The 21,318-nt window shown below is 68.4% G+C and carries 19 protein-coding genes and 1 tRNA gene; 4 read left to right on the top strand and 16 right to left on the bottom strand.

All coding sequences use genetic code 11. The annotated features are described in order from the left end of the window. Both ACO057_RS14360 and ACO057_RS14355 read right to left on the bottom strand, forming a co-directional pair. Positions 1-464 (bottom strand): FAD-dependent oxidoreductase (locus ACO057_RS14360; RefSeq protein WP_421992863.1); only part of this gene is annotated, 464 nt, incomplete at its 3' end. A gap of 85 nt (positions 465-549) precedes the next feature. Then, positions 550-945: an AtzH-like domain-containing protein gene (locus tag ACO057_RS14355; protein ID WP_421992861.1), complete on the bottom strand. Its 396-nt coding sequence runs from the start codon at positions 943-945 to the stop codon at positions 550-552. A gap of 45 nt (positions 946-990) precedes the next feature. Here ACO057_RS14355 and ACO057_RS14350 point away from each other — a divergent pair, with 45 nt between their 5' ends. Continuing rightward, positions 991-1,428 carry a hypothetical protein gene (locus ACO057_RS14350; RefSeq protein ID WP_421992859.1) on the top strand — a complete coding sequence of 146 codons (438 nt, stop codon included), beginning with the start codon at positions 991-993 and terminating at the stop codon, positions 1,426-1,428. Here ACO057_RS14350 and ACO057_RS14345 read toward each other — a convergent pair. From ACO057_RS14345 to ACO057_RS14290, 12 genes are all read right to left on the bottom strand, one after another. Beyond that, entirely contained in the window at positions 1,425-2,219 is a 795-nt protein-coding gene (locus tag ACO057_RS14345; RefSeq protein ID WP_421992857.1) for an FAD binding domain-containing protein, read from the bottom strand. The genes ACO057_RS14350 and ACO057_RS14345 overlap by 4 nt on opposite strands. Before the next feature lie 12 nt (positions 2,220-2,231). After that, positions 2,232-4,604, bottom strand: a complete 2,373-nt coding sequence (locus ACO057_RS14340) for a xanthine dehydrogenase family protein molybdopterin-binding subunit (protein ID WP_421992855.1) — start codon at positions 4,602-4,604, stop codon at positions 2,232-2,234. 138 nt (positions 4,605-4,742) lie between these two features. Next, positions 4,743-5,246: a (2Fe-2S)-binding protein gene (locus tag ACO057_RS14335; RefSeq protein ID WP_421992853.1), complete on the bottom strand. Its 504-nt coding sequence runs from the start codon at positions 5,244-5,246 to the stop codon at positions 4,743-4,745. A 100-nt stretch (positions 5,247-5,346) separates the two neighbouring features. After that, on the bottom strand, positions 5,347-5,637 hold the full coding sequence (locus ACO057_RS14330) for a hypothetical protein (protein WP_421992851.1): 291 nt from the start codon (positions 5,635-5,637) through the stop codon (positions 5,347-5,349). Positions 5,638-5,659: 22 nt separating this feature from the next. Then, positions 5,660-6,700 (bottom strand): ABC transporter ATP-binding protein, encoded by a 1,041-nt coding sequence (locus ACO057_RS14325; protein WP_421992849.1) that lies wholly within the window; start codon positions 6,698-6,700, stop codon positions 5,660-5,662. Between the two features lie 25 nt (positions 6,701-6,725). Then, positions 6,726-7,742, bottom strand: a complete 1,017-nt coding sequence (locus ACO057_RS14320; protein ID WP_421992847.1) for an ABC transporter ATP-binding protein — start codon at positions 7,740-7,742, stop codon at positions 6,726-6,728. Continuing rightward, positions 7,742-8,668, bottom strand: coding sequence for an ABC transporter permease (locus tag ACO057_RS14315; protein WP_421992845.1), 927 nt, complete (start codon positions 8,666-8,668; stop codon positions 7,742-7,744). The genes ACO057_RS14320 and ACO057_RS14315 overlap by 1 nt, the downstream gene beginning before the upstream one ends. Beyond that, entirely contained in the window at positions 8,665-9,606 is a 942-nt protein-coding gene (locus ACO057_RS14310) for an ABC transporter permease (protein ID WP_421992843.1), read from the bottom strand. The genes ACO057_RS14315 and ACO057_RS14310 overlap by 4 nt, the downstream gene beginning before the upstream one ends. A gap of 23 nt (positions 9,607-9,629) precedes the next feature. Next, on the bottom strand, positions 9,630-11,225 hold the full coding sequence (locus tag ACO057_RS14305; protein WP_421992841.1) for an ABC transporter substrate-binding protein: 1,596 nt from the start codon (positions 11,223-11,225) through the stop codon (positions 9,630-9,632). A 136-nt stretch (positions 11,226-11,361) separates the two neighbouring features. Further along, positions 11,362-12,942 carry an ABC transporter substrate-binding protein gene (locus ACO057_RS14300; RefSeq protein WP_421992877.1) on the bottom strand — a complete coding sequence of 527 codons (1,581 nt, stop codon included), beginning with the start codon at positions 12,940-12,942 and terminating at the stop codon, positions 11,362-11,364. A 114-nt stretch (positions 12,943-13,056) separates the two neighbouring features. Continuing rightward, entirely contained in the window at positions 13,057-14,595 is a 1,539-nt protein-coding gene (locus tag ACO057_RS14295; RefSeq protein ID WP_421992839.1) for an ABC transporter substrate-binding protein, read from the bottom strand. 164 nt (positions 14,596-14,759) lie between these two features. Further along, complete coding sequence (locus ACO057_RS14290) at positions 14,760-16,340, bottom strand: ABC transporter substrate-binding protein (RefSeq protein WP_421992837.1); 1,581 nt, start codon at positions 16,338-16,340, stop codon at positions 14,760-14,762. Between the two features lie 256 nt (positions 16,341-16,596). Between ACO057_RS14290 and ACO057_RS14285 the strand changes: the two genes are divergently transcribed. From ACO057_RS14285 to ACO057_RS14275, 3 genes are all read left to right on the top strand, one after another. Next, complete coding sequence (locus ACO057_RS14285) at positions 16,597-17,547, top strand: Bug family tripartite tricarboxylate transporter substrate binding protein (RefSeq protein ID WP_421992835.1); 951 nt, start codon at positions 16,597-16,599, stop codon at positions 17,545-17,547. Positions 17,548-17,610: 63 nt separating this feature from the next. After that, a tRNA-Val gene (locus tag ACO057_RS14280) sits at positions 17,611-17,685 on the top strand. Between the two features lie 963 nt (positions 17,686-18,648). Continuing rightward, complete coding sequence (locus ACO057_RS14275) at positions 18,649-18,819, top strand: hypothetical protein (RefSeq protein WP_421992833.1); 171 nt, start codon at positions 18,649-18,651, stop codon at positions 18,817-18,819. On the opposite strand, the gene ACO057_RS14270 is transcribed toward ACO057_RS14275, so the two are convergent. Then, on the bottom strand, positions 18,816-19,958 hold the full coding sequence (locus ACO057_RS14270; protein ID WP_421992831.1) for an MFS transporter: 1,143 nt from the start codon (positions 19,956-19,958) through the stop codon (positions 18,816-18,818). The two genes, ACO057_RS14275 and ACO057_RS14270, sit on opposite strands and share 4 nt — an antisense overlap. Further along, on the bottom strand, positions 19,955-21,283 hold the full coding sequence (locus ACO057_RS14265; protein ID WP_421992829.1) for an HdeD family acid-resistance protein: 1,329 nt from the start codon (positions 21,281-21,283) through the stop codon (positions 19,955-19,957). Before ACO057_RS14265 ends, ACO057_RS14270 begins: the two co-directional genes overlap by 4 nt. Positions 21,284-21,318 lie beyond the last annotated feature (35 nt).

The following is a 21,318-nucleotide window of genomic DNA, read 5'->3' as shown; positions in this document are numbered from 1 at the left end:
ATCTCCAGCCACTTCACGCCGGTCTTGGCGCGGATTCGCCAGGCGAGCGCCTCGGCCTCGAAATTGGCCCGGCTGGGGAAGACGTAGAGCAGGCCGCGCCGCTCCACGAGATGGCCGACGCCGGCCTCCTCGGCGAGGGCCGCATGCAGCTCCGGCGCGCCGGCGACCAGGGCGCGCAGGGCGTGGCCGGTCTTGAGCACCTTCTCCTCGGTCCAGCCCGAGAGAAGATAGCGCACCAGCCAGGGCGCGACCTTGGGGAAATAGGACCAGCGGATCGCCAGCGGACCCAGGGGGTCCATCAGGAATTTCGGCACCTTCTTCCACAGTCCCGGCAGGGCCGGCGGAACCGTGCTGGAAGGGCTGAACCAGCAGCCATTGCCGTAGCTGGCCGCCTGCTCGCCGCCCGGCGTCTCCGGCTCGATGAGGGTGACGTCGAAGCCGTCGCGCTGGGCCGCGAGGGCCACGCAGGCCCCACGACGCCACCGCCGATGATGGCGAGCCGCTTGCGCTCGCCGGAGGTGGAAACCTGGGAGGCCATGTCCTGCGCGCTCATGTGCGGCCCGGATCCTGGCCGGCGAGAAGCGAGACATGCGCCGAGACCACCCGCCAGCCGAGCTCCGGCAGGCGCGCCATGATCTTCGTCTCGCGGCCGATCAGCCCGGTGCCGATTCGCTCGTATTCCAGATGGGTGCAGGCGAAGTCCTGCCCGAAGGAGGTGATGTGCACCTTGCGCTGCGTCCGTTGGGCATAGGCCTTCACGCTGCCGCGAAAGGCGCGGATGGCGTCGATGCCGTAGAGAATCTCCGTGATTCCGAAGCGCACGGTGCGCGCGTCGCCCCAGAAGATGCTGTCGAGCACCTCGGGGCGGTTGTTCATCAGCGCCTCTTCATAGCGGTCGAAAACGGCGCGGGCTTCGGCGATGACGCCGGGGTGATCGAGTTCCATGGGCCGGATGCTTGCCGCGGTTTCACCGGCGCGCAAGCATCGCGCATGCGGAAAATCCTCACGGCCCTCCCCGTCCCACTTCTGGCCGTCCCACTTCTGGCAGTCGTGCTTCTGGCCGGATGCTCGACCCGCCGGGCGGCCGCGCCGGCCAGCGAGCCGGACACGCGGGCCGTGCTCGCCATACCGCTGGCCCAGAGCCTGGGTGCCGAGGAGGCCCAGCGGATCCGCGCCATGGCCGAGGTGAACGGAATGCTGCGCCACTGCGGCCTGCGCTGGGAGGGGTATTTCGGCCGCATGGCGAGCCAGCAGCGCGATCTTCGCCGGCCCGAGGCCGAGATGCAGCGCATCGCCATCTGGCATGGCTACTGGCTCGGGGCCACGGCGCGCGCCGCCGATCACGACGCGATCGCCTGCAACCGCGAGATCCAGACCGACCTGCGCGACCGCGCCGAGGCGCTGCTGCGCGACGCGCCGGGGCGTTAGCCCGCGGCGGCGACCGCGCGCTTGGCCATCACGGTCACGAGATGGGCGCGATATTCGGCGCTGCCGTGGATGTCGCCGTTCATGCCGCCGGCATCCTGCTTCACGCCGCCCACCGCCTCGACCGACCAGTTCGACGACAGCGCCGCCTCCATCGCCTCCTGACGGAAGACGCAGGGCCCCGCGCCGTTGATCGCGACGCGCAGGCCCATCGGCCCCTTGGCGACGAAGGCGCCGGCCATGACGTAGCGGCTCGCCGGATTGCGCATCTTGGCGTAGCCGGCCTTCTCGGGGATCGGGAACTTGATCGCCACCAGAAGCTCGTCGACCTCGAGCGCCGTGGTGAACATGCCCTGGAAGAAGTCGTCGGCCGCGATCTCGCGCTTGCTGGTCACGATGGTGGCGCCCAGCGCGAGCACCGCCGCCGGGTAATCCGCCGCCGGATCGTTGTTCGAGACGGAACCGCCGAGCGTGCCGCGGTTGCGCACCTGGGTGTCGCCGATATTGGCGGCCATCTCGGCCAGGGCCGGGATGGCGGCCTTCACCTCGGCGCTGTTCTCGACCTCGACATGCTTCATGAGCGCGCCGATCACAAGGGTGTTCCCCTCGCGGCGGATGCCGCGCATCTCGGCAATGCCGGAGACGTCGACGACGGTCGTGGGCTTGTTCAGCCGGTGCTTGAGCGCGGGCAGCAGGGTCTGCCCGCCGGAGATGAACTTCGCATCCGGGTCGGCCGCCAGGATCTTGGCGGCATCGGCGACGGAGGAGGGCTTGGCGTAGGTGAAGTCGTACATGCTGAGAGCTCCTCAGTGCGTGCTGCCGTGGATGATGGACCAGATCTTGGGCGCTGTCGCCGGCATCTCGACATGTTCCACGCCGTAATCGCGCAGCGCGTCCACGACGGCGTTGATGACGGCCGGCGGCGAGCCGATGGCGCCCACCTCGCCGCAGCCCTTCACGCCCAGCGGGTTGTGCGTGCAGAGCGTGGTATGGGTCGCGACGCTGACCGGGGCGAGGTCGTCGGCGCGGGGCATGGTGTAGTCCATCATCGAGGCGCTGATGAGCTGGCCCGCATCGTCATAGACGCAGTTCTCGAGCAGCGCCTGGCCCACGCCCTGGGCCACGCCGCCCTGGACCTGGCCCTCGACGATCATGGGATTCACCACCCGGCCCACGTCGTCCACGGCGGTGAAGTTGAGCAGGGTGACCTTGCCCGTCTCCTTCTCGATCTCCACCTCGGCGATGTGGCAGCCGCCGGGATAGGTGAAGTTCTTGGGATCGTAGAAGGCGGTCTCCTCCAGCCCCGGCTCCAGCTCGTCATGCGGGAAGTTGTGCGGGACGTAGGCGGCGAGGCTGATCTCGGCCAGGGCCTTGGTCTTGTCGGTTCCGGCCACGCGGAAGGTGCCGCGCTCGAACTCGATGTCGTCGACGGAGGCTTCCATCAGATGGGCCGCGATGCGCTTGCCCTTGGCGATGATCTTGTCCATCGCCTTGTCCATGGCCGAGCCGCCGACGGCCAGCGAGCGGCTGCCATAGGTGCCCATGCCGAAGGGCACCTTGGCCGTGTCGCCATGCACGATGTCCACCTGCGCGACCGGCACGCCGAGCTTGTCGCAGACGAGCTGGGCGAAGGTGGTCTCATGCCCCTGCCCGTGGCTGTGCGAGCCGGTGAGCACCGTGATGCTGCCGGTGGGATGCACGCGGATGGTGCCGACCTCGTAGAGCCCCGCCCGCGCCCCGAGCGAGCCGACCACGGCCGAGGGCGCGATGCCGCAGGCCTCCAGATAGGTCGAGATGCCGATGCCGCGCAGCTTTCCCCGGCTTGCCGATTCCGCGCGCCGCGCCTCGAAGCCGGCCCAGCCCGAGGTTTCCAGCGCCTGGTTGAGCGTGGAGAAGTAGTCGCCGCTGTCATATTCCAGCGCGACCGGCGTCTGGTAGGGGAAGGCGTCGGTGGCGATGAAGTTGCGCCGGCGCAGTTCCACCTTGTCGAAGCCGCACTGCCTGGCCGCGACATCGACCAGCCGCTCCAGCAGATAGGTCGCCTCCGGGCGCCCTGCCCCGCGATAGGCATCCACCGGCACCGTGTGGGTGAAGACGGCCTTCACCTCGGCATAGATGGCGGGCGTCGCATACACGCCGGCCAGCAGCGTCGCGTAGAGATAGGTCGGCACGCAGGGCGCGAAGGTCGAGAGATAGGCGCCCATATTGGCCTGGGTGTGCACGCGCAGGCCGAGGAAGGTGCCGTCCTTGTCCAGCGCCAGCTCCGCGCGAGAGACATGGTCGCGACCATGGGCGTCGGACATGAAGGCCTCGGTGCGATCGGCCGTCCACTTCACCGCGCGGCCCAGCTTCGCGGCGGCCCAGGTGACGATGGCCTCCTCGGCATAGTGATAGATCTTGCTGCCGAAGCCGCCGCCCACATCGGGCGCCACCACGCGCAGCTTGCTCTCGGGGATGTTCAGCACGAAGGCGCCCATCAGCAGGCGGATGACGTGCGGGTTCTGGCTGGTGGTGAAGAGCGTGTGCTCGCCCGTCGTCGTGTCGTAATCGCCGACCGCGCTGCGCGGCTCCATGGCGTTCGGGACGAGGCGATTGTTCGTCGTTTCGAAGACCACGTGATGCGCGGCCTGGGCGAAGGCGGCGTCGGTCACGGCCTTGTCGCCGATATGCCAGTCGTAGCAGAGGTTGCCGGCCACATCGTCATGCACGCGCGGCGCGGCGCCGGCCAGCGCGGCGGTGGTGCCGGTCACGGCGGGCAGCGCCTCCACGTCCAGCACGATCGCCTCGCCGGCATCGCGCGCCTGGCTGCGCGTCTCGGCGATGATGACGGCGATGGGGTCGCCCACATGACGCACCTTGCCTTCGGCGAGGACCGGATGCTTCGGCTCCGCCATGGGCGTGCCGTCCTTGTTGTGGATCTGCCAGCCGCAGGGAATGCCGCCGAGCGCCGTCATGTCGGCGCTGGTATAGATCGCGACGACGCCGGGCATCTTCGACGCCGCGGCGGTATCGATCGCCTTGATGCGCGCATGCGCATACTGGCTGCGGAGGATCCAGGCATGGGCCTGGCCGGGGCGGTTGATGTCGTCGACATATTGGCCGCGGCCGGAAAGGAAGCGCAGGTCCTCCTTGCGCTTCACGCTGGCGCCGATGCCTTCGAACGGCAGGACTGCGTTCATGGCTTTCTTCCCCTGTAGAACGTGACTTTGCGCCACTTGTTCTTCGAGGGGTCTTGCCCCCCCGAGCAACCCGGCAAGAACCTCAGGTTCCTGCATCTCCGACGAGCGAAGGGTCCAGGGGGCTCGCCCCCTGACCGCTTACTGCGCCGCGGCGGCGATCGTTTCGCGCTTGCCGTGCATCACATCGGCAGCGGCGGCGATCGCCTTCACGATGTTGTGATAGCCCGTGCAGCGGCAGAGATTGCCCTCGAGGCCCTCGCGGATTTCCGCCTCGGTCAGCCCCTCGGGATGCTTCTGCACCAGGTCCACCGCCGACATCACCATGCCCGGCGTGCAGAAACCGCACTGGAGCGCATGATATTCGCGGAAGGCCTCCTGCATCGGATGCAGCGTGCCGTCGGACTTGGCCAGCCCCTCGATGGTGGTCACCGACGCCCCCTCGCACATCACCGCCAGGGTGGTGCAGGACTTCACGCTCTCGCCGTCGATATGCACCACGCAGGCGCCGCACTGGCTGGTGTCGCAGCCCACATGGGTGCCGGTCAGGCGAAGCTTCTCGCGCAGCAATTCGACCAGGAGGGTGCGCCCCTCGATGTCGACGGTGTGCGACTTCCCGTTCACACTCAGCGTCACTTGCGGCATCGCGCACTACTCCCCGTGTTTTTCAACCGTGTGCCTCAAGGGTCGCGCCCCGGGCTCCCGTCGTCAAGCATTGCGAAGGCGGGCATTACGAAGGCGGCCATTATGAAGGCGGAAGCACCTGCTCCATGGTCAGCCGCCGCCCCCGCGTGACGAGGGCGAGGATGCCGAGCACCAGCGCCCCGATCGGCCAGATGCTCCAGATCCCGAAGGCCAGGAGCGCGCCGAACATGCCCGCCCCCATCGCCACATCCGGGTCCTCGGACCCGACATAAGGGAAGACGACGGCGCAATTGGCGAGCGCCAGGGTCAGCATCAGCAGGTTGAAGCCGATGAAGAGCCATTTGCAGAAGCGCCCGAAGGCGCCGCGCGGCGCCCGGGCAACAAAGGTCACGCGTTGCCCGGACATCGGCGCCTCAGGCCGCTTCCGTGCGGAACGCCGTCGGCGGCAGCTTGTTCAGCAGCGGGTTGTCCGCCACCGCACCGTCGTTCAGATGGCAGGCCGAGAAATGCCCTTCCCCGACGTCGCGCAGGACGGGCTCGTCCTTGCGGCAGCGGTCGAAGGCATAGGGGCAGCGCGTGTGGAAGCGGCAGCCCGGCGGCGGACGGATCGGGCTGGGCACGTCGCCCGTCAGCACGACGCGCTCGCGCACCGCGCCGGGGACGGGCACCGGCACGGCCGAGAGAAGCGCCTCGGTATAGGGATGGCGCGGCTGGCCGAAGAGCTGCTTGCGGTCCGCGAGCTCGACGATCTTGCCGAGATACATCACCGCCACGCGATGCGTCATGTGCTCGACGATCGCCAGATCGTGGCTGATGAAGAGCATGGCCAGGCCGAGCTCCTCCTGCAGGTCCTGCAGGAGGTTCACGATCTGCGCCTTCACCGACACGTCGAGCGCGGAGACCGCCTCGTCGCAGACGATCACATCGGGTTCGGCCGCGAGCGCGCGGGCGATGCAGATGCGCTGGCGCTGGCCGCCGGAGAACTCATGCGGCCAGCGGTTCACCGCGTCGCGCGGCAGCCGCACCTTGTCCATGAGCTGGCCGATGCGCTCGTCGATATCCGCCCTCGTCTTGGCGAGGCCGAAGTTCTTGATCGGTTCGGCCAGGATGTCGCGCACCCGCATGCGCGGGTTGAGCGAGGAGAAGGGATCCTGGAACACCACCTGGATCTGCTTGCGGATCGGACGCAGCGAGGCGGCCGGCATGTCGTCGATGCGCTGGTTGTTCAGGACCACCTGTCCCGAGGTCAGCGGGAAGAGGCGCAGGACCGACTTGCCCACGGTGGACTTGCCGCAGCCCGACTCACCGACCAGGGAGAGCGTCTCGCCCTTGTTGATGTGGAAGGACACGCCGTCCACCGCATAGACATTGCCGACCGTGCCGCCCATCAGGCCGCCGCGGATGGGGAAGTGCTTCTTGAGGTCCGAGACCTCGAGGATACGCTGACCGCTCATCGGGAGCTCCGGTTCAGTTCGGTGGTCATGCGGCCACCGCGCCGCTGACGGAGGGCTCGACGGGCGCGTAATGGCAGGCGGCGATATGCGCCGGCGCCTTCTCCTGCAGCGCCGGAGCATAGGCGCGGCAGACATCGGTGACCTTCGGGCAGCGCGTCGCGAAGACGCAGCCCGGGATCTTCTGCTTGAGGCTCGGCACGAGGCCGGGGATCTCGACCAGGCGGGTGGTCTGCCCGGTCAGCGAGGACCCGAGCGTCGGCACCGAGCCCAGCAAGCCCTGGGTGTAGGGATGGCGCGGGTTGCGGAAGAGATCGGCGACGGGCGCCTCCTCCACCTTGCGGCCCGCATACATCACGACCACCCGCTCCGCGACCTCGGCCACGACGCCGAGATCATGGGTGATGAGCACGATGGCCGCGCCCACGGTGTTCTTGAGGTCGCGCATCAAATCCAGGATCTGCGCCTGGATCGTCACGTCGAGCGCGGTGGTCGGCTCGTCGGCGATGAGCAGCTTCGGATTGCAGGCAAGCGCGATGGCGATCATCACGCGCTGGCGCATGCCGCCCGAGAGCTGGTGCGGATATTCGCGCACGCGCCGCCCCGGCTCGGGGATGCCCACGAGGCGCAGCATCTCCACCGCGCGCTCCTCGGCTTTCTGCTTGGACAGGCCCTGGTGCAGCCGCAGCGTCTCGCCGATCTGGCGCCCGTTGGTGAGCACCGGGTTGAGCGAGGTCATCGGCTCCTGGAAGATCATGCTGATCTCGTTGCCGCGGATGCGCCGCATCTCCTTGTCGGAGAGCTTCAGCAGATCGCGGCCCTGGAAGCGGATGGCGCCGGCCATCTTGCCCGGAGGCTCGGGGATGAGGCGCAGGATGGACATGGCGGTGACGGACTTGCCGCAACCGCTCTCGCCCACGATGGCCAGCGTCTCGCCCGAACGGACATGGAACGACACGCCATCCACCGCGCGGTTGACGCCGTCCATGGTACGGAAGTGCGTCTGGAGGTTGTCCACCTCCAGGAGGATTTCCCGGTTGTCCATCAGAGCTTCTTCGCCAGTCGGGGATCGATGGCGTCGCGAAGGCCGTCACCCAGCAGGTTGACCGCAAGCACCGTGATCGAGAGGAAAATCGCCGGGAAAAACACGATATAGGGCTTCACCTGCCAGAGGGCGCGGCCCTCGGCCATGATGTTGCCCCAGGAGGGGATGATCGGCGGCGTGCCCGCTCCGATGAAGGAGAGGATGGCCTCGGTGATCATCGCCGCCGCGCAGATGAAGGTCGCCTGCACGGTGATCGGCGCCAGGGTATTGGGCAGGATGTGCTTGAAGACGATGGAGAAGGTCGGCGTGCCGGAGGCCACCGCCGCTTCGACATAGGGCTGCTCGCGCAGGCTCAGCACCACGCCGCGCACGAGGCGCGAGACGCGCGGAATCTCGGCGATGGTGATCGCCAGGATGACGTTCTGCACCGAGCCGCGGGTCAGCGCCATCAGCGCGATGGCCAGCAGGATCGAGGGAATGCTCATCATGCCATCCATGATGCGCATGATGATGCTGTCGGCCAGGCGGTTGAAGCCCGAAAGCAGGCCGATGGCCAGGCCGACGATCGAGGCGCAGAACGCCACGGAGAAGCCGACCAGCAGCGACACGCGCGCGCCGTAGAGGACGCGCGAATAGACGTCGCGGCCCAGCATGTCCGTGCCGAACCAGTACATCGCCGAAGGCTCACGCGTGCGCCGCGCCGGCGCCAGGGCCGTGGGATCCACGGTCCACAGCAAGGGCGCGAAGATCGCGATGGAGAGCATGACGATCAGCAGCCCGCCACCGATCGCGATGGTGGGGTAGCGTCGCAGGAAGCCGATGACGCCGCGCCGCGGCTTCACGTTGGAGAGGATGTCGGGCTGCGTCGGAGCGACGGCGAGGCCCGGGGGAAGCTCGATCCCTGAAGGGAGGGTGGAGGCGCTCAATACCGGATCCTCGGATCAAAGAGGGTGTAGCTGAGATCGACCAACAGGTTCACCACGACATAGACGAAGCTGAAGAGGAGGATCACGCCCTGGATGACGGGGTAGTCACGCCGGAGAATGGCATCGACGGTGAGACGGCCGAGGCCGGGGATCGCGAAGACGCTCTCCGTCACCACCGCGCCGCCGATCAGCCCGGCGAAGCCGATGCCGATGATCGTGACGATGGGCACGGCCGCGTTCTTCAAGGCATGCACGAACAGGATCGAGGGCTGCCCCGCGCCCTTGGCGCGCGCGGTGCGGACGTAATCCTGGCTCAGGACCTCGAGCATGGAGGCGCGGGTGATGCGCGCGATCAGCGCGATGTAGACGCCGCCGAGCGCGACGGCGGGCAAGATGAGGTTCTCAAGCCAGGGGAAGAGACCGTTGCTGATGGGCGTGTAGCCCTGCACGGGCAGCCAATCGAGTTCCAGCGCGAAGATATAGGCGAGCAGGTAGCCCACCACGAAGACCGGCACGGAGAAGCCGAGCACCGCGAAGGCCATCACCGCGCGATCCACCGAGGTCCCCTGCCGCCAGGCCGCGACCACGCCCATCGGGACGGCGATCGAAACGGCCAGGAGCAGCGTCACGGCCATCAGCGAGAGCGTCGGCTCGATGCGCTGCTGGATCATGGTACTGACCGGCAGGTTGGTGAAGATGGAAGTGCCCAGGTCACCCCGCGCGATGTCCCATGCCCATGCGCCGAAGCGCACGAGATAGGGACGATCCAGCCCGAGGGATTCGCGTATGCGCTCCACATCGGCCGGTGTCGCCTGATCGCCCGCGATCACCGCGGCCGGGTCACCCGGCGCGAGATACAGGAGCGAGAAGACAAAGAGTGCAACGATCGCCATGACGGGAATCGTCGCGAGAACACGTCTTATTGCGTAAGCCCACATAGGTCTGCCTTAAACCAGCGCTGTCACGATTTGGAAACACCCCAGAAGAAGGGCAATGGGCCCTTGACGATGCCGCTAACATTGCGGCGCCAAGCTTGGTAGCCCAGAAAGAAGCCGGTTGGCGCATAAACGACGTTGTCGATGGCCTCGCGATTGATTTTGTCGATGGCGGCCTTCTCCGCGGTCGCATCGGGCGCGGCGAACCACTCGGTGACGCCCTGCTCCACCGCAGGCACGTCCGGCCAGCCGAACCAGGCGCCCTGGCCATTGGCGCGGACGGCGTTGTAGGCGGCCGGATTCACGCAGTCGGCGCCCGCATGCCAGCTGTGGAACATGCTCCAGCCGCCCTGGTTCGGCGGATTCTTCATGGCGCGCCGCTGGCCCGTCGTGCCCCAGTCGGTCGCGACGAAATCCACGTTCATGCCCATGCGCTTCAGCAGATCCGCCGTCACGTCGCCCATCGCCTTGGTGATGGGCTGGTCCTGCGCCACGACGCAGACGACCGGCTCGTTGCGGTATCCGCCTTCCTGCAGCAACCGCTTGGCCAGATCCATGTTGCGCGGCCCCTTCAGGATATCGCCGCCCGCCTCGGAATAGCCGGACGTACCCGGCGTGAAGAAGCCCGGCAGCGGCTTCCACAGATCGGCGTCGTCGCCTACCAGGGCGCGCATGTAGTCCTCCTGGCTCATCGCCGCGAGGACGGCCTGTCGCACCTTCTTGGAATTGAAGGGCGGATGCAGGTGGTTCATCCGGAAGGAGCCGATATTGCCGAGCGGATCGGCGATATCGACCATGATGTTGCGGTTGCGGCGCAGGACGGGAATGAGGTCCGTGATGGGATTCTCCCACCAATCGACCTCGCCGTTCTGGAGCGCGGCCGAGGCCGTCGCCGGATCGGGCATCACCGTCCATTCGAGGCGGTCGACCATCACGCGCTTGCCGCCGGCGAGCCAGCTCGCCGGCTCGTCGCGCGGCACGTACTGGTCGAACTTCTGGAAGACCGCCTTGGCGCCCGGCACCCATTCGTTGCGCACGAAGCGCATCGGGCCGGAACCGATATATTCGGTGATCTGCGTGAAGGGATCGGTGCGCGCGATGCGCTCGGGCATGATGAAGAGGATGGGCGTGTTCGTCTTGCCCAGGGCGTAGATCAGCTTCGGATAGGGCGCCGTCAGCACCCAGCGGAAATTGCGGTCGTCCACCGCGACGAGTTCCTGCTGGATGGCCCGGATCATCTGGCCCATCGGGTCGCGCGGCATCCAGCGCGTGATGGAGGCGACAACGTCCTTGGCCAGCACCGGCTCACCGTCGTGGAACTTCAGTCCAGGGCGAAGCCGGAAATTCCAGGTCAGGCCGTCCTGCGAGACGTTGTGGCCCTCGCACATCTGCGGATGCGGCTCGAGCTTGTCGTTGACGCCGTAGAGCGTGTCCCACACCGCGGCGGAGGCATTGCGCACGACGTATTGCGTGCCCCAGATCGGGTCGAAATTGGCGAGATTTGCCTGCGGGACGAAGCGCAGGGTGCGCGCGGCCGCCCCTTGGCTGAGCGCGGGACCCGCAAGCCCGGCACCCGCCGCGGTAGCCGCGATACCCGCCTGAAAAAGGCTTCTACGCTTCATCAGCAAATCTCCCTGTTGCCCCGGCCTGCCGCCGTGTTGGGCTGAGCCTGCACTACCGTTGGGCAACAAGCCAGCGCCACCGCGCTGCAACAAGGACCCGGCGCGTGCATTGCACGCGCCGTGCCAGTCCGGGCGCTCAGGCCCGGCGGACGCCCCAGAACAGCGCCGAACCACCCCGGACGATGCCCGTGATGCTCTTGCGCCACGCCTGCGGCGGCCGGACGAGACCGAGCGGGATGAAGGGCACCTCCTCCCAGGCCACGCGCTGGATTTCCTGGGCGATCCCACGCGCCGCCGTCTGGTCGGCCGCGTCGAACCACTGCTCGCGCAAGGCTTCCAGGCGCGGGATGGTCGGCCAGCCGGACCAGGCCTGCGCGCCATTGCCGCGCAGGGGCTGATGGCTGCCGGGCACCGACACGTCGAGACCTTCCCAGGTGGTGCAGAAGGCGCTCCACCCGCCCTGATCCACGCTTCCGCGATTGGTGCGGCGCTGGATCTGCGAGCCCCAGTCCATCGCCGAGAAATCGACGTTGAAGCCGACGCGGCGCATCAGGTCGGCGGCGACCTCAGACAGATTCTGGATGATCGGCACATCGCTGGCCGACATCATCGCGACGCGCTGTCCGGCATAGGACGAGGCGCGCAGAGCGGCACGCGCGCCCTCCAGGCTCCGCGGCCCCGACAGGACTTCGAGCCCCGCGTCATTGGCCAGCGGCGTGCCGGGGGTGAAGACGCCCGTGGGCACGACCGAGAGGCTGGGATCCGTGCCGATCGCCGCATCCATGAAGTCGCGCTGCTGGACGGCCTGCAGCAGCGAGCGGCGCACCGCCACGTCGTTGAAGGGCTCATGCAGGAAGTTGAAGCGCAGCACGCCCATATTGCCGGCCGGATTCACGACGCCGATCTCGATGTCGCGGCGGCGGCGCAGCAGCGGCAGCAGATCGGCCAGCGGGGCCTCGAGCCAGTCGGCCTCGTTGTTCTGCAGCGCGGCGCCGGCCGTCGAGGGGTCGGGCATGATGCGCCACTCGACGCGGTCGAAATGCACCGGCTTGCCGCCGGCCAGGTAGTCCGTGGGCTCCTGGCGGGAGACATAGCCCTCGAAGCGCTCATAGACCGCGATATCGCCGGGGCGGAACAGGTCGCGGCGGAAGCGGAAGGGGCCGCTGCCGATGGGGTCGGTGATCTGCGTGAAGGGATCGGTCTGCGCCACGCGCTCGGGCATGATCGCGCAGATATTCGCCGAGGGCTTGCCCAGCGCCCAGGACAGGCCGGGCCAGGGCTTGTTCAGGCGGATGCGGATGGTGCGGTCGTCCGGCGCCGAGATCTCGTCGGCGAGCGTCTGCAGCCGGCTGCCCATCACGTCGCGCTTGGACCAGCGCAGGATGGAGGCCACGCAGTCGCGCGCGCGGACCGGCTCGTTGTCGTGGAACTTCAGGCCCTCGCGCAGGCGGATGTTCCAGGTCAGGCCGTCGGCGCTGATCTCCTGGCCCTGCGCCATCTGCGGGCGCACCTGATAGTCGGAGCCCAGGGCGTAAAGCAGATCATAGATCATCAGCCCGTGGTTGCGCACGATCGTCGCCGTGCTCCAGACCGGATCGAGGCTGGCGAGATTCGTCTGCGGGATGAAGCGCAGCGTGCGTGCCGCCACCTGCGCCGAGGCGACGCCCGGCGCGCTGAGCATCGCCGCCGCGCCGCCCAGGGTTGCCCTGCGGGAGATTTTCATCAGTGAGTGCCTTTACCAAATTCCAGAAGGCGGTCGTCTAAACCGGACCGCCCTCCCCGAAAATGGTGCGAGACACAATAAGTCGTCAGCCGGCCCGAGGCTGGAAGATCAGCTCTTGCCGATGTTCCAGAACACCGTCGCCGGCGCGCGGAAGACGCCGGTGAGATTCTTCCGCCAGGCGCTCGGCTGCCAGTAATAGCCGAGCGGGACGTAGGACATGACCTCCATGGCGCGGCGATTGAGCTGCTCGGCGACGACGCGGCCGGCAGCGGCATCGGGCGCATCCACCCAGGCGCCGCGCAGCCGCTCGATCTCGGCGTCGTCGGGCCAGCCGAACCAGGCATTGGCGCCGTTCGCGCGCAGGAAGAGGTGGAAGACCGGCATGGTCAGCGACGCGCCCGAGGAGGTGGTGTGCACGACGCTCCACCCTCCCCGCTCCACCGGCTCCTTGCTGGCGCGGCGCTGGATCAGCGTGCCCCAATCGGCCGAGATGACCTCGACGTTCATGCCGATGCGCTGCAGCAGGTCGGCCGTCACCAGCGAGAGCGCGTTGATCTGCGGATAGTCGCTGGGCGTGATCAGCACGACCTTCTCATTGGCGTAGCCGGCCTCGCGCAGCGCGGCCCTGGCGCGCTCGATGCTGTGCGTCTTGAGGATCTCGCTGCCGACCTCGTTGGCCAGCGGCGTGTCGCAGGTGAAGACGCCCTCGCACACGCCCCAGCCGCGCGGATCGGTCCCGGCGACGGCGGTCAGATAGTCGCGCTGGTCCACCGCCATGGCGACGGCGCGGCGGATGGCGGGGTTGTTGAAGGGCGGCTGCAGCGTGTTGAAGCGCGCGACGCCATAGGTGCCTTCCAGCAGGCGCTGCTCGACCACCAGGTCGCGCGAGCGGCGCAGGACCGGCAGCAGGTCGTGCAGCGGGTATTCCCAGTAATCCTGCTCGCCCTGGGTCATGGCGCTGGCGCTGGTCGCGGGATCGGAGATGATGGTCCACTGCACGCGGTCGATGCGCGGGGCGCGACCGCCGGCGAGGCCGTCCACCGGCTCCTGCCGCGGCACGTAGCCGTCATGCTTGGCCCAGATCGCGCTCTGTCCCGGATTCCATTCATTGGCGACGAAGCGGAACGGGCCGCTGCCGACGGCCTCGCGAATCTGGGTGAAGGCGTCGGTGCTCGCGATGCGCTCGGGCATGACGAAGCAGGGGAACTGCGTCTGGCCGAGCGCCTGGAGCAGCAGCGGCACGGGGCGATGCAGGCGGAAGCGGAAGCGGCGATCGTCCATCGCCTCGACCTCGGCGACGGCGGGCTGGAGCACCTGCATGAAGGGATCGCGGCGCGCCCAGCGCTTGATGGAGGCGACCACGTCCTTGGACGTGACCTTCTGGCCGTCATGGAAGACGAGGCCCTCGCGCAGGGTGAAGGTGAGCGTCAGGCGGTCGTCGGAGAGCAGCCAGCCCTCCGCCATCTGCGGCTTGATCTCGCCCTTGGCGTCCTGCGCGCAGATCTGGTCGAAGACCAGGAAGGCGTGGTTGCGCGTGACGACGGCCGTGGTCCAGACCGGGTCGAGGCTGGTGAGGTTGGACTGCGGGATCACGCGCAGCGTTCGGGCGACACTGCCCTGCGCGCCCACGACGCTGGGGGCGCTCACGCCCGCCGCTGTTGCCGCCAATACGCCGCGCCGTGGGAACATCTTTTCTTCCAATCGAAATGAGGGGCTGGCGCCCCTTGTCGGTGCGCCAGGAGGCTTACGCCTCCTGGCCGTCAGAACCACCTTGCGGCGCGAAGCTCGGGGGACGGAAGCCCCCCCTCGGCTCACCCGCGCCGGAGGCCCCAGAACAGGGCGAGGCCGGACACGCGATCCACCAGGTTCGAGCGCAGCGCCGTCAGGGACTTGTACGCGCCCACGGGAATATAGGGCAGTTCGTCGAGCGCGACCGTCTGCATCTCGCGCGCGATGCTCTGCTCGGTGGCGAGGTCGGGGGCCTCGAACCAGCTGTCGCGCAGTTCCTCCAGCCGCGGCACGCTCGGCCAGCCGAACCAGGCGTCCGTGCCGTTTCCGCGCAGCGGGAAATGCGCCGCCGGATTGACGAAGTCGAAGGACGAGAAGGAGGTGAGGAGCATGCTCCACCCGCCCCGCTCCACCGGCTCGCGCGAGGTCCGGCGCTGAACGGTGGTGCCCCAGTCGGTCAGCACGATGTCGGCGTTGAAGCCGAGGCGGCGCACCAGATCGGCGCCCACCTGCGTCATGGCGGAAGGCGCCAGGATGTCGGTCGGGCCGATCAGGCGCATGGGCTGGTTGGTATAGCCGGCCGCGCGCATGAGCTCCTTCGCGCGGTCGAGGCTGCGCGGACCGCTCAGCACGGACATGCCGGCATCCGAGGCCAGCGGCGTGCCGGGCGTGAAGATGCCGGCATTCGCGTCGTAGTTCTGCGGCTCGTCGCCCACCACGGCGGCCATGAAGTCGGCCTGGACGATGGCGGGCAGGATCGCCTGGCGCAGCTTCTTGTCGTTGAAGGGCGGATGCAGGTGGTTGAAGCGCAGGATGCCCGACAGCGGCAGCGGATCGATCGCCTCGATCTTGACGTTGCGGTTGCGCCGCAGGAGCTGCTGGATCTCCGGCGGCGGCTGCTCGTACCAGTCGATCTCGCCGGTCTGCAGCGCCGCAGCGGAGGTCGCCGCATCGGTGATGATGTTCCACTCCACGCGGTCGAAATTCGCGACCTTGGGGCCGGCCGTCAGGCTCGTCGTGCCGCCGGAGGTGGGCACGTAATCGGCGAAGCGCGTGTAGACGACGCGGCTGCCGGAGTTGAATTCATCGGCCTTGAAGGCGAAGGGACCGCTGCCGATCGTCTCGCGGATCTGGGTGAAGGCGTCCGTGCGCGCCACCCGCTCGGGCATGATGAAGGCCGGGCTGTTGGAGACCTGAGCCAGCGCCATGAACAGCAGCGGGAAAGGCCGCTTGAGCTTGAAGCGCAGGCGCTTGTCGTCCACGACCTCGAGCGCGTCCACTAGGCTGCCCAGCTTCTGGCCCATCGGGTTGCGGCGCATCCAGCGCGCGAGGCTGGGCACCACGTCCTGCGCGCGCACGGCCTCGCCGTCATGGAACTTCAGCCCGTCGCGCAGCGTGATGATGACGATCTTGCCGCCATCCTCCAGCACATGCCCGGCCGCCATCTGCGGCGAGGTCTCGAAGCGGGAATTCACGCCGTAGAGCGTGTCGTAGATCATGTGCCCGTGGTTGCGGGTGACGTTCGCCGTCGTCCAGATCGGGTCCAAGCTGGTCAGATTCGCCTGCGGGACGAATTTGAGCACGCGGTTCTGCGTCGGCTGGGCGAGCGCGGGGCCAGCCAGGCTCGCGGCGGCAGCGCCCGCGAAGAGGTCACGGCGTTTCATCGGAAATACATCCTCATGGCGGTCGAAGAGCAAGTTTCCTGGCCCGTAGGGACTCAGGTCAAGGGAGGAGATCGCAATACTCGTCATGGGGCCGCGTTTTGCCGCCCCTCCGACCGCCGTTCCATATTACGGAACGGCAACTCCCCGCAATCATTCTGGCATGCCGAAGGACAGGGCGGGCCCGCCGCCGCGCCGAGGCTGGACAGGGCCGCGCGCCGGCGCTCTCCTGGCGAAAACGATACAAGGAGGAATGGCCATGCTTCGCCGCGCCCTGCTCGCCGCGCCCCTTTGGGCGCCCGCCATCGTCTCCGCCCAGAGCCTGCAGGACCGTCCGGTGCGGCTCATCGTCCCCTACTCCGCCGGCGGCGTGGCCGACACGGTGGCGCGCATCCTGCAGCAGAGGGTGACCGAGAATCTCGGCCAACCCTTCATCATCGAGAACCGCACCGGCGCGGCGGGCTCGATCGGCGCCAGCTTCGTCGCCCAGGCCGCGCCCGACGGGCACACTTTGCTGCTGGAGGGCGCGACCTCCATCACCGGCCCGCTGGCCAATCGCAGCCTGACCTTCGACTACGCCGCCATGCCCATCTGCGCGCAGATCACGGCCGCCCCCTATATCCTCGGCATCAAGGCGGGCTTTCCCGGCGACGACCTGCGCGCCTATCTCGCCGAGGCGAGACGCCGCCCGGGCGAGGTGACCTTCGGCACGCCCGGCGTCGCCCATGTCGCGCATCTGATGGGCGAGATGCTGCAATCCCTCGCCGATGTGCGGCTGGAGCACGTGCCCTTCCGCGGCGGGGCCGATGCGGCGCGCGAGGTGGCGGGAGGGAGAATCGATTCCTGCATCATCAGCGAGAGCAGCTTCTCGCCCGTGCTACGCGGCGAGCGCGGCCGGGTGATCGCGACGACCGGCGCCGCCCGCCGCCCCAACCTGCCCGGCGTGCCCACCCTCGGCGAGATCGTGCCGGGCTACGAGCTCTCGACCTGGATCATGATCTTCTCGCCACCGGGCACGCCCATGCCCATCCGCCGCCGGCTGTCCCAGGCTTTCGCGGCCGCGATCGTCGATCCGCGCCTGCGCGAGCGCATCGAGGAGAGCGGCAACGATCCCGTCAGCGCCGGGCCCGAGGAGGCCGAAGCGCTCTGGCGCAGCGAGCGCGAGAAGATCACGGCGCTCATGCACCGGGCGGGTCTCGTGCAAGGATGATCAAAGGTGGCGGGGGTGGGCTTGTGGCACCTGCGTGACTTCGCTAGATGGTCGCGAACCGGCGGGCGCTTAGCTCAGCGGGAGAGCACTTCCCTGACACGGAAGGGGTCACAGGTTCAATCCCTGTAGCGCCCACCACCGGTTCCCTTGATTCTCCCCAATAATTTCCCCTTTTGGGGCCGGCCAGCCGGACGCCGCCGCCCAGTTTGAATCGTGAACTTGCGGCCCATTCCGTGCAAAATCCGTTCATCTCATTCCTTAGTCCGTTCCCGTCGCATGCTGGGCCATGGTCCACCGCAGGCGCATCCTCCCCGCCTCCACCGTAGCCGCCGCGATGGCGTATCTCCGTCGAGCCCGAGACGCCTGCGTCAGGATGTCCGCCGCCGGGGAGGTCATGCGCGCGATCGACGGGTTCGCGGAGGTCGCCATGGGCGAGCGGGATCATTTCCACGCGAAGGTGTGCTCGCCGCCTGGATGGTCGGGGAAGAGCTGAGAGGCCGGGCTTGATACCGGCTCTACCCACAACGAAAAACGCCCGCCCTCGCGAGGAGGACGGGCGCGATTAGTGAAGCGGCTTCACTCGATTCATCCTCAATTTTCGGTCCCCGGAGCTCCCCGACGCGGCCGGGCGTGTCGGGGCGACCGGCCGCGACAAGGCCTCTTCGGCCAGGACGTACGGAATCGTGACGGGCGCCGTCAGGATGGCCGCGGCACCGAGGCCCACCTGACAATGAGTCGGCATTCTCGACGAGAGAATGTTGCAGTCCGAGCAGCCGGTCAGCAGCAGGCTCACGGAAATAATGGACGCACTCCGCGCCAACGGGAGGAGTTTCATGATTGCAAAGAGCCTGCAGTATGCCTCGCTAGAATGCAAAAGCTCCCGCCCTCGCGAGGACGGGATCTGGGGTCAGAAAGCCCAATGCGGCCTGCTCCGGCCTGGCTACGTGCTCGGTTACCGGCCTTCGCCGTATGCTCCGCCGGGTTCATCGCTCCCCTCGCCGACGCACCAGTACCAGCCTTACAAAATCCGGCTTTTCTGAGTCGTGATTCCCAAGAGACTTGGGCGTTGCATCATCTCGCGCGACAGCGAGGGAGATCGACATGCGTTGGGACACTCTGGCCGCCATCATCCTGGTGATGGGAATCGCCCTCACCGCGAACCTCGTCTCCGGCGCGCGATTCGACGAGCCGATGACGGCGCTGCTCGAAGCGATCCGCCCCGAGGCGCCGTCCGCGCCGCGGGTTCAGCCCACCGATCTGGCGCGGCTTTAGACCTCGCTTTTCGGCCGCAGCACCAGGAAGCCGCAGAAGGCCGCGCAGGCCAGGGCCGCGAAGATGGGCAGGCCATGCGTCGTGACGCCCATCGCCGCGCCCGCCATCGTCGGGCCGAGCAGCGCGCCTACGCCCCAGGCCAGCCCCATCACCGCATAGATGCCGACCAGATCCGTCCCCCGGAACCGGCTGCCCACCAGCGTCAGCATGATGGTGTAGATGCCCACGAAGGCCCCGCCCCAGATGAAGAGCGTCGCATAGGCCAGGATCGGGTCGTGCAGCACGAAGGGCCAGGCCAGCGCCCCCAGGGCGGCCACCGCGGCGAGGCCCAGCACCAGCCGCTGCCGGTCCATCCGGTCGCCGAGCCAGCCGATGGGGAGCTGCAGCAGGATCGCGCCCACCATCAGCGCCGTGATGAGCGTGGGCGCCTCGGCCTCCGGCCAGCCCGCGCCCATGGCGTAGAGGGCGAGGAAGGACATTCCCGCCGTCTCCACGCCCGCATTCAGCACCGTGGCCGCGATGGCGACGGGGGCGAGGCGCAGATAGGTGAGCGGGCTCGCCGTCGGCGCCTCGCCGAAATGCGGCGCGGCGACGCGCTTCGTCGCCACCAGCGGGATGGCGCAGAGCACCAGCGCCGCGCCGATCACATAGGGCAGCGCCCCCTGCGTGCCGGTCACGGCGAGGATCAGCGGCCCCGCCGCGAAGCCCAGCGAGAGCGCGGCCGTATAGGTCGCCATGGCGCGCGCCCGGCTCTCCTCGGCGGAGAGATGGTTGATCCAGGTCTCGGAAAGCACGAAGAGCGTCTCGGCCGCGCAGCCCAGCAGCAGGCGCAGCGGGAACCACAGCCAGATCAGCGGCATCGCGGGGAAAAGCGCCACCACCACCGCCGAGAGCAGCAGCGCGCCGATCACCATCGATCTCGCGCCGAAGCGCGCCACGAGGCGCGGCAGGAGCGGCGCCGTGATCAGCACGCCGATGGCATGCATCGCCGCGTTGAGCCCGATCGCCGTCTCGCCCAGCCCGCGCTCGGCGAGGTCGAGCGCGATGAGCGGGGCGGTCAGGCTGTAAGTCAGCCCGAAGATGGCCGCGACCGCGATGACGGCGGCGCGGGCCAGGAGGGAGCCGGAGGGAGGGTTCACGGGGTGCTTTCGGCCTTGCGATGGTGCTGCCAGCGGGCCCAGGCCCCCCGCAGCCGGTCCGTCCATCCCATCGGGTGCGGCTCGACGACCCGGCGCAGCGCGCGGGCGTAGTCATAGACCAGCATGGGGGTCCAGGTGAGCGCCTCGGCGCGCCGGCGCAGCGTCGCCGCGACCCAGAGGTCGGGATTCAGCAGCAGCGCCGGCAGCCGCCGCCAGAGCGGCAGCCGGGCCGCGCCCATGCCCTCCAGCGCGGCATCCAACGCCACGGCCACGGCCACCGAGCAGTTGCGGCGGGTGAAGTTGTAGGTGTCGTCCTGGCGGTAATGCCGCCAGTGGAGCAGGAGCTGCGCGGCATTGAAGCGGCGGAAGGCGATATGTGCGTCGGCGGGGAACCAGGTGTCCACCTCGTAGCGGTAGCTTTCCAGGAAGCGGCCGGGCACGTCGTTCTCGGCGGTGGCGCGCAGCTGGCTGAGGAAGCTGCTCGCCGGGCGCTCCACCTCCTCGGCCGGGTAGTGGCTGACATAGAGATGGGGCGCGAAATCCAGCACGGCGTGGCCGCTGGAGATCTTCCCCGTCTTGTCCACCGCGGCGATGTAGCGGTCCACCACCGGGCGGCGCGTCTCGATCTCGGCCGAGCCCGTAGGAGTCCAGATGCGCACGACCAGCGGCGGGCGCTCCGCCATCTCCGGCGGTTCGGCCGCGTGGGCCTCGCCCAGATGCTCGTACCAGCCGGGCGGCCCGAAGCCTGGGATGGCGAGGATCGACGCGCCCGGCCGCAGCCGCCGCAGGGCGAGACCCATCCGCGCCAGAGTGGTCCCGTTCATCAGCAACAGCAGCGCGATGCCGAAGGGCACGGTGAGGCGGTAGCTGATGGGCCAATTGGCGAAGGCCAGCCCCGCCAGGGCCAGCTCCGCCAGCCCGCCCGCGATGGCCAGCGGCCAGCGGCGGAAGCGCAGCACCCAGGCGCCGGCGATCCGCAGCACCGCATCGAGCAGGAAGGCCAGCCCGAAGAGCAGACTGTTGCCGATCTGATTGTCCCAGGGGAAGTCGACGATGAGCAGCCCCAGCGCGAGCATGCCGCTGGCCCGGATCAGGATCATCCGGTTGGCGCGGATCTCGGGGCTGAGCATGCCGAAGAGCCCCAGCGCGCCGCTCAGCACCAGGATATAGCCGAAGACGTGGGTGGCCACGACCGTGGCGCCGTCGCTCGTGTCCAGCAGGATGAGCAGGCCAAGCGCGCAGGCCAGAATCCCCGCCCCGGTGAGGGCGGGCCAGCGCGAACGCAGCGCCTGCGCGCCGGTGAGGAGGAGGGCCAGGCGGATCATACCTGGCTCCTAGCTTACGGACTCGCCGCGTAAGC

The organism is Roseococcus sp. (assembly GCF_965227005.1).
Classification (GTDB): domain Bacteria; phylum Pseudomonadota; class Alphaproteobacteria; order Acetobacterales; family Acetobacteraceae; genus Roseococcus.
This window is presented reverse-complemented; position numbering and strand designations above follow the sequence as displayed.

What these genes read in the sequence shown, in the direction of transcription:
- ACO057_RS14305 (WP_421992841.1), bottom strand. Translation starts at nt 11,225, where the DNA reads ATGAAGCGTAGAAGCCTTTTTCAGGCGGGTATCGCGGCTACCGCGGCG.
- ACO057_RS14345 (WP_421992857.1), bottom strand. Translation starts at nt 2,219, where the DNA reads ATGTACGACTTCACCTACGCCAAGCCCTCCTCCGTCGCCGATGCCGCC.
- ACO057_RS14265 (WP_421992829.1), bottom strand. Translation starts at nt 21,283, where the DNA reads ATGATCCGCCTGGCCCTCCTCCTCACCGGCGCGCAGGCGCTGCGTTCG.
- ACO057_RS14350 (WP_421992859.1), top strand. Translation starts at nt 991, where the DNA reads ATGCGGAAAATCCTCACGGCCCTCCCCGTCCCACTTCTGGCCGTCCCA.
- ACO057_RS14275 (WP_421992833.1), top strand. Translation starts at nt 18,649, where the DNA reads ATGCGTTGGGACACTCTGGCCGCCATCATCCTGGTGATGGGAATCGCC.
- ACO057_RS14310 (WP_421992843.1), bottom strand. Translation starts at nt 9,606, where the DNA reads ATGTGGGCTTACGCAATAAGACGTGTTCTCGCGACGATTCCCGTCATG.
- ACO057_RS14340 (WP_421992855.1), bottom strand. Translation starts at nt 4,604, where the DNA reads ATGAACGCAGTCCTGCCGTTCGAAGGCATCGGCGCCAGCGTGAAGCGC.
- ACO057_RS14355 (WP_421992861.1), bottom strand. Translation starts at nt 945, where the DNA reads ATGGAACTCGATCACCCCGGCGTCATCGCCGAAGCCCGCGCCGTTTTC.
- ACO057_RS14285 (WP_421992835.1), top strand. Translation starts at nt 16,597, where the DNA reads ATGCTTCGCCGCGCCCTGCTCGCCGCGCCCCTTTGGGCGCCCGCCATC.
- ACO057_RS14320 (WP_421992847.1), bottom strand. Translation starts at nt 7,742, where the DNA reads ATGGACAACCGGGAAATCCTCCTGGAGGTGGACAACCTCCAGACGCAC.
- ACO057_RS14290 (WP_421992837.1), bottom strand. Translation starts at nt 16,340, where the DNA reads ATGAAACGCCGTGACCTCTTCGCGGGCGCTGCCGCCGCGAGCCTGGCT.
- ACO057_RS14325 (WP_421992849.1), bottom strand. Translation starts at nt 6,700, where the DNA reads ATGAGCGGTCAGCGTATCCTCGAGGTCTCGGACCTCAAGAAGCACTTC.
- ACO057_RS14335 (WP_421992853.1), bottom strand. Translation starts at nt 5,246, where the DNA reads ATGCCGCAAGTGACGCTGAGTGTGAACGGGAAGTCGCACACCGTCGAC.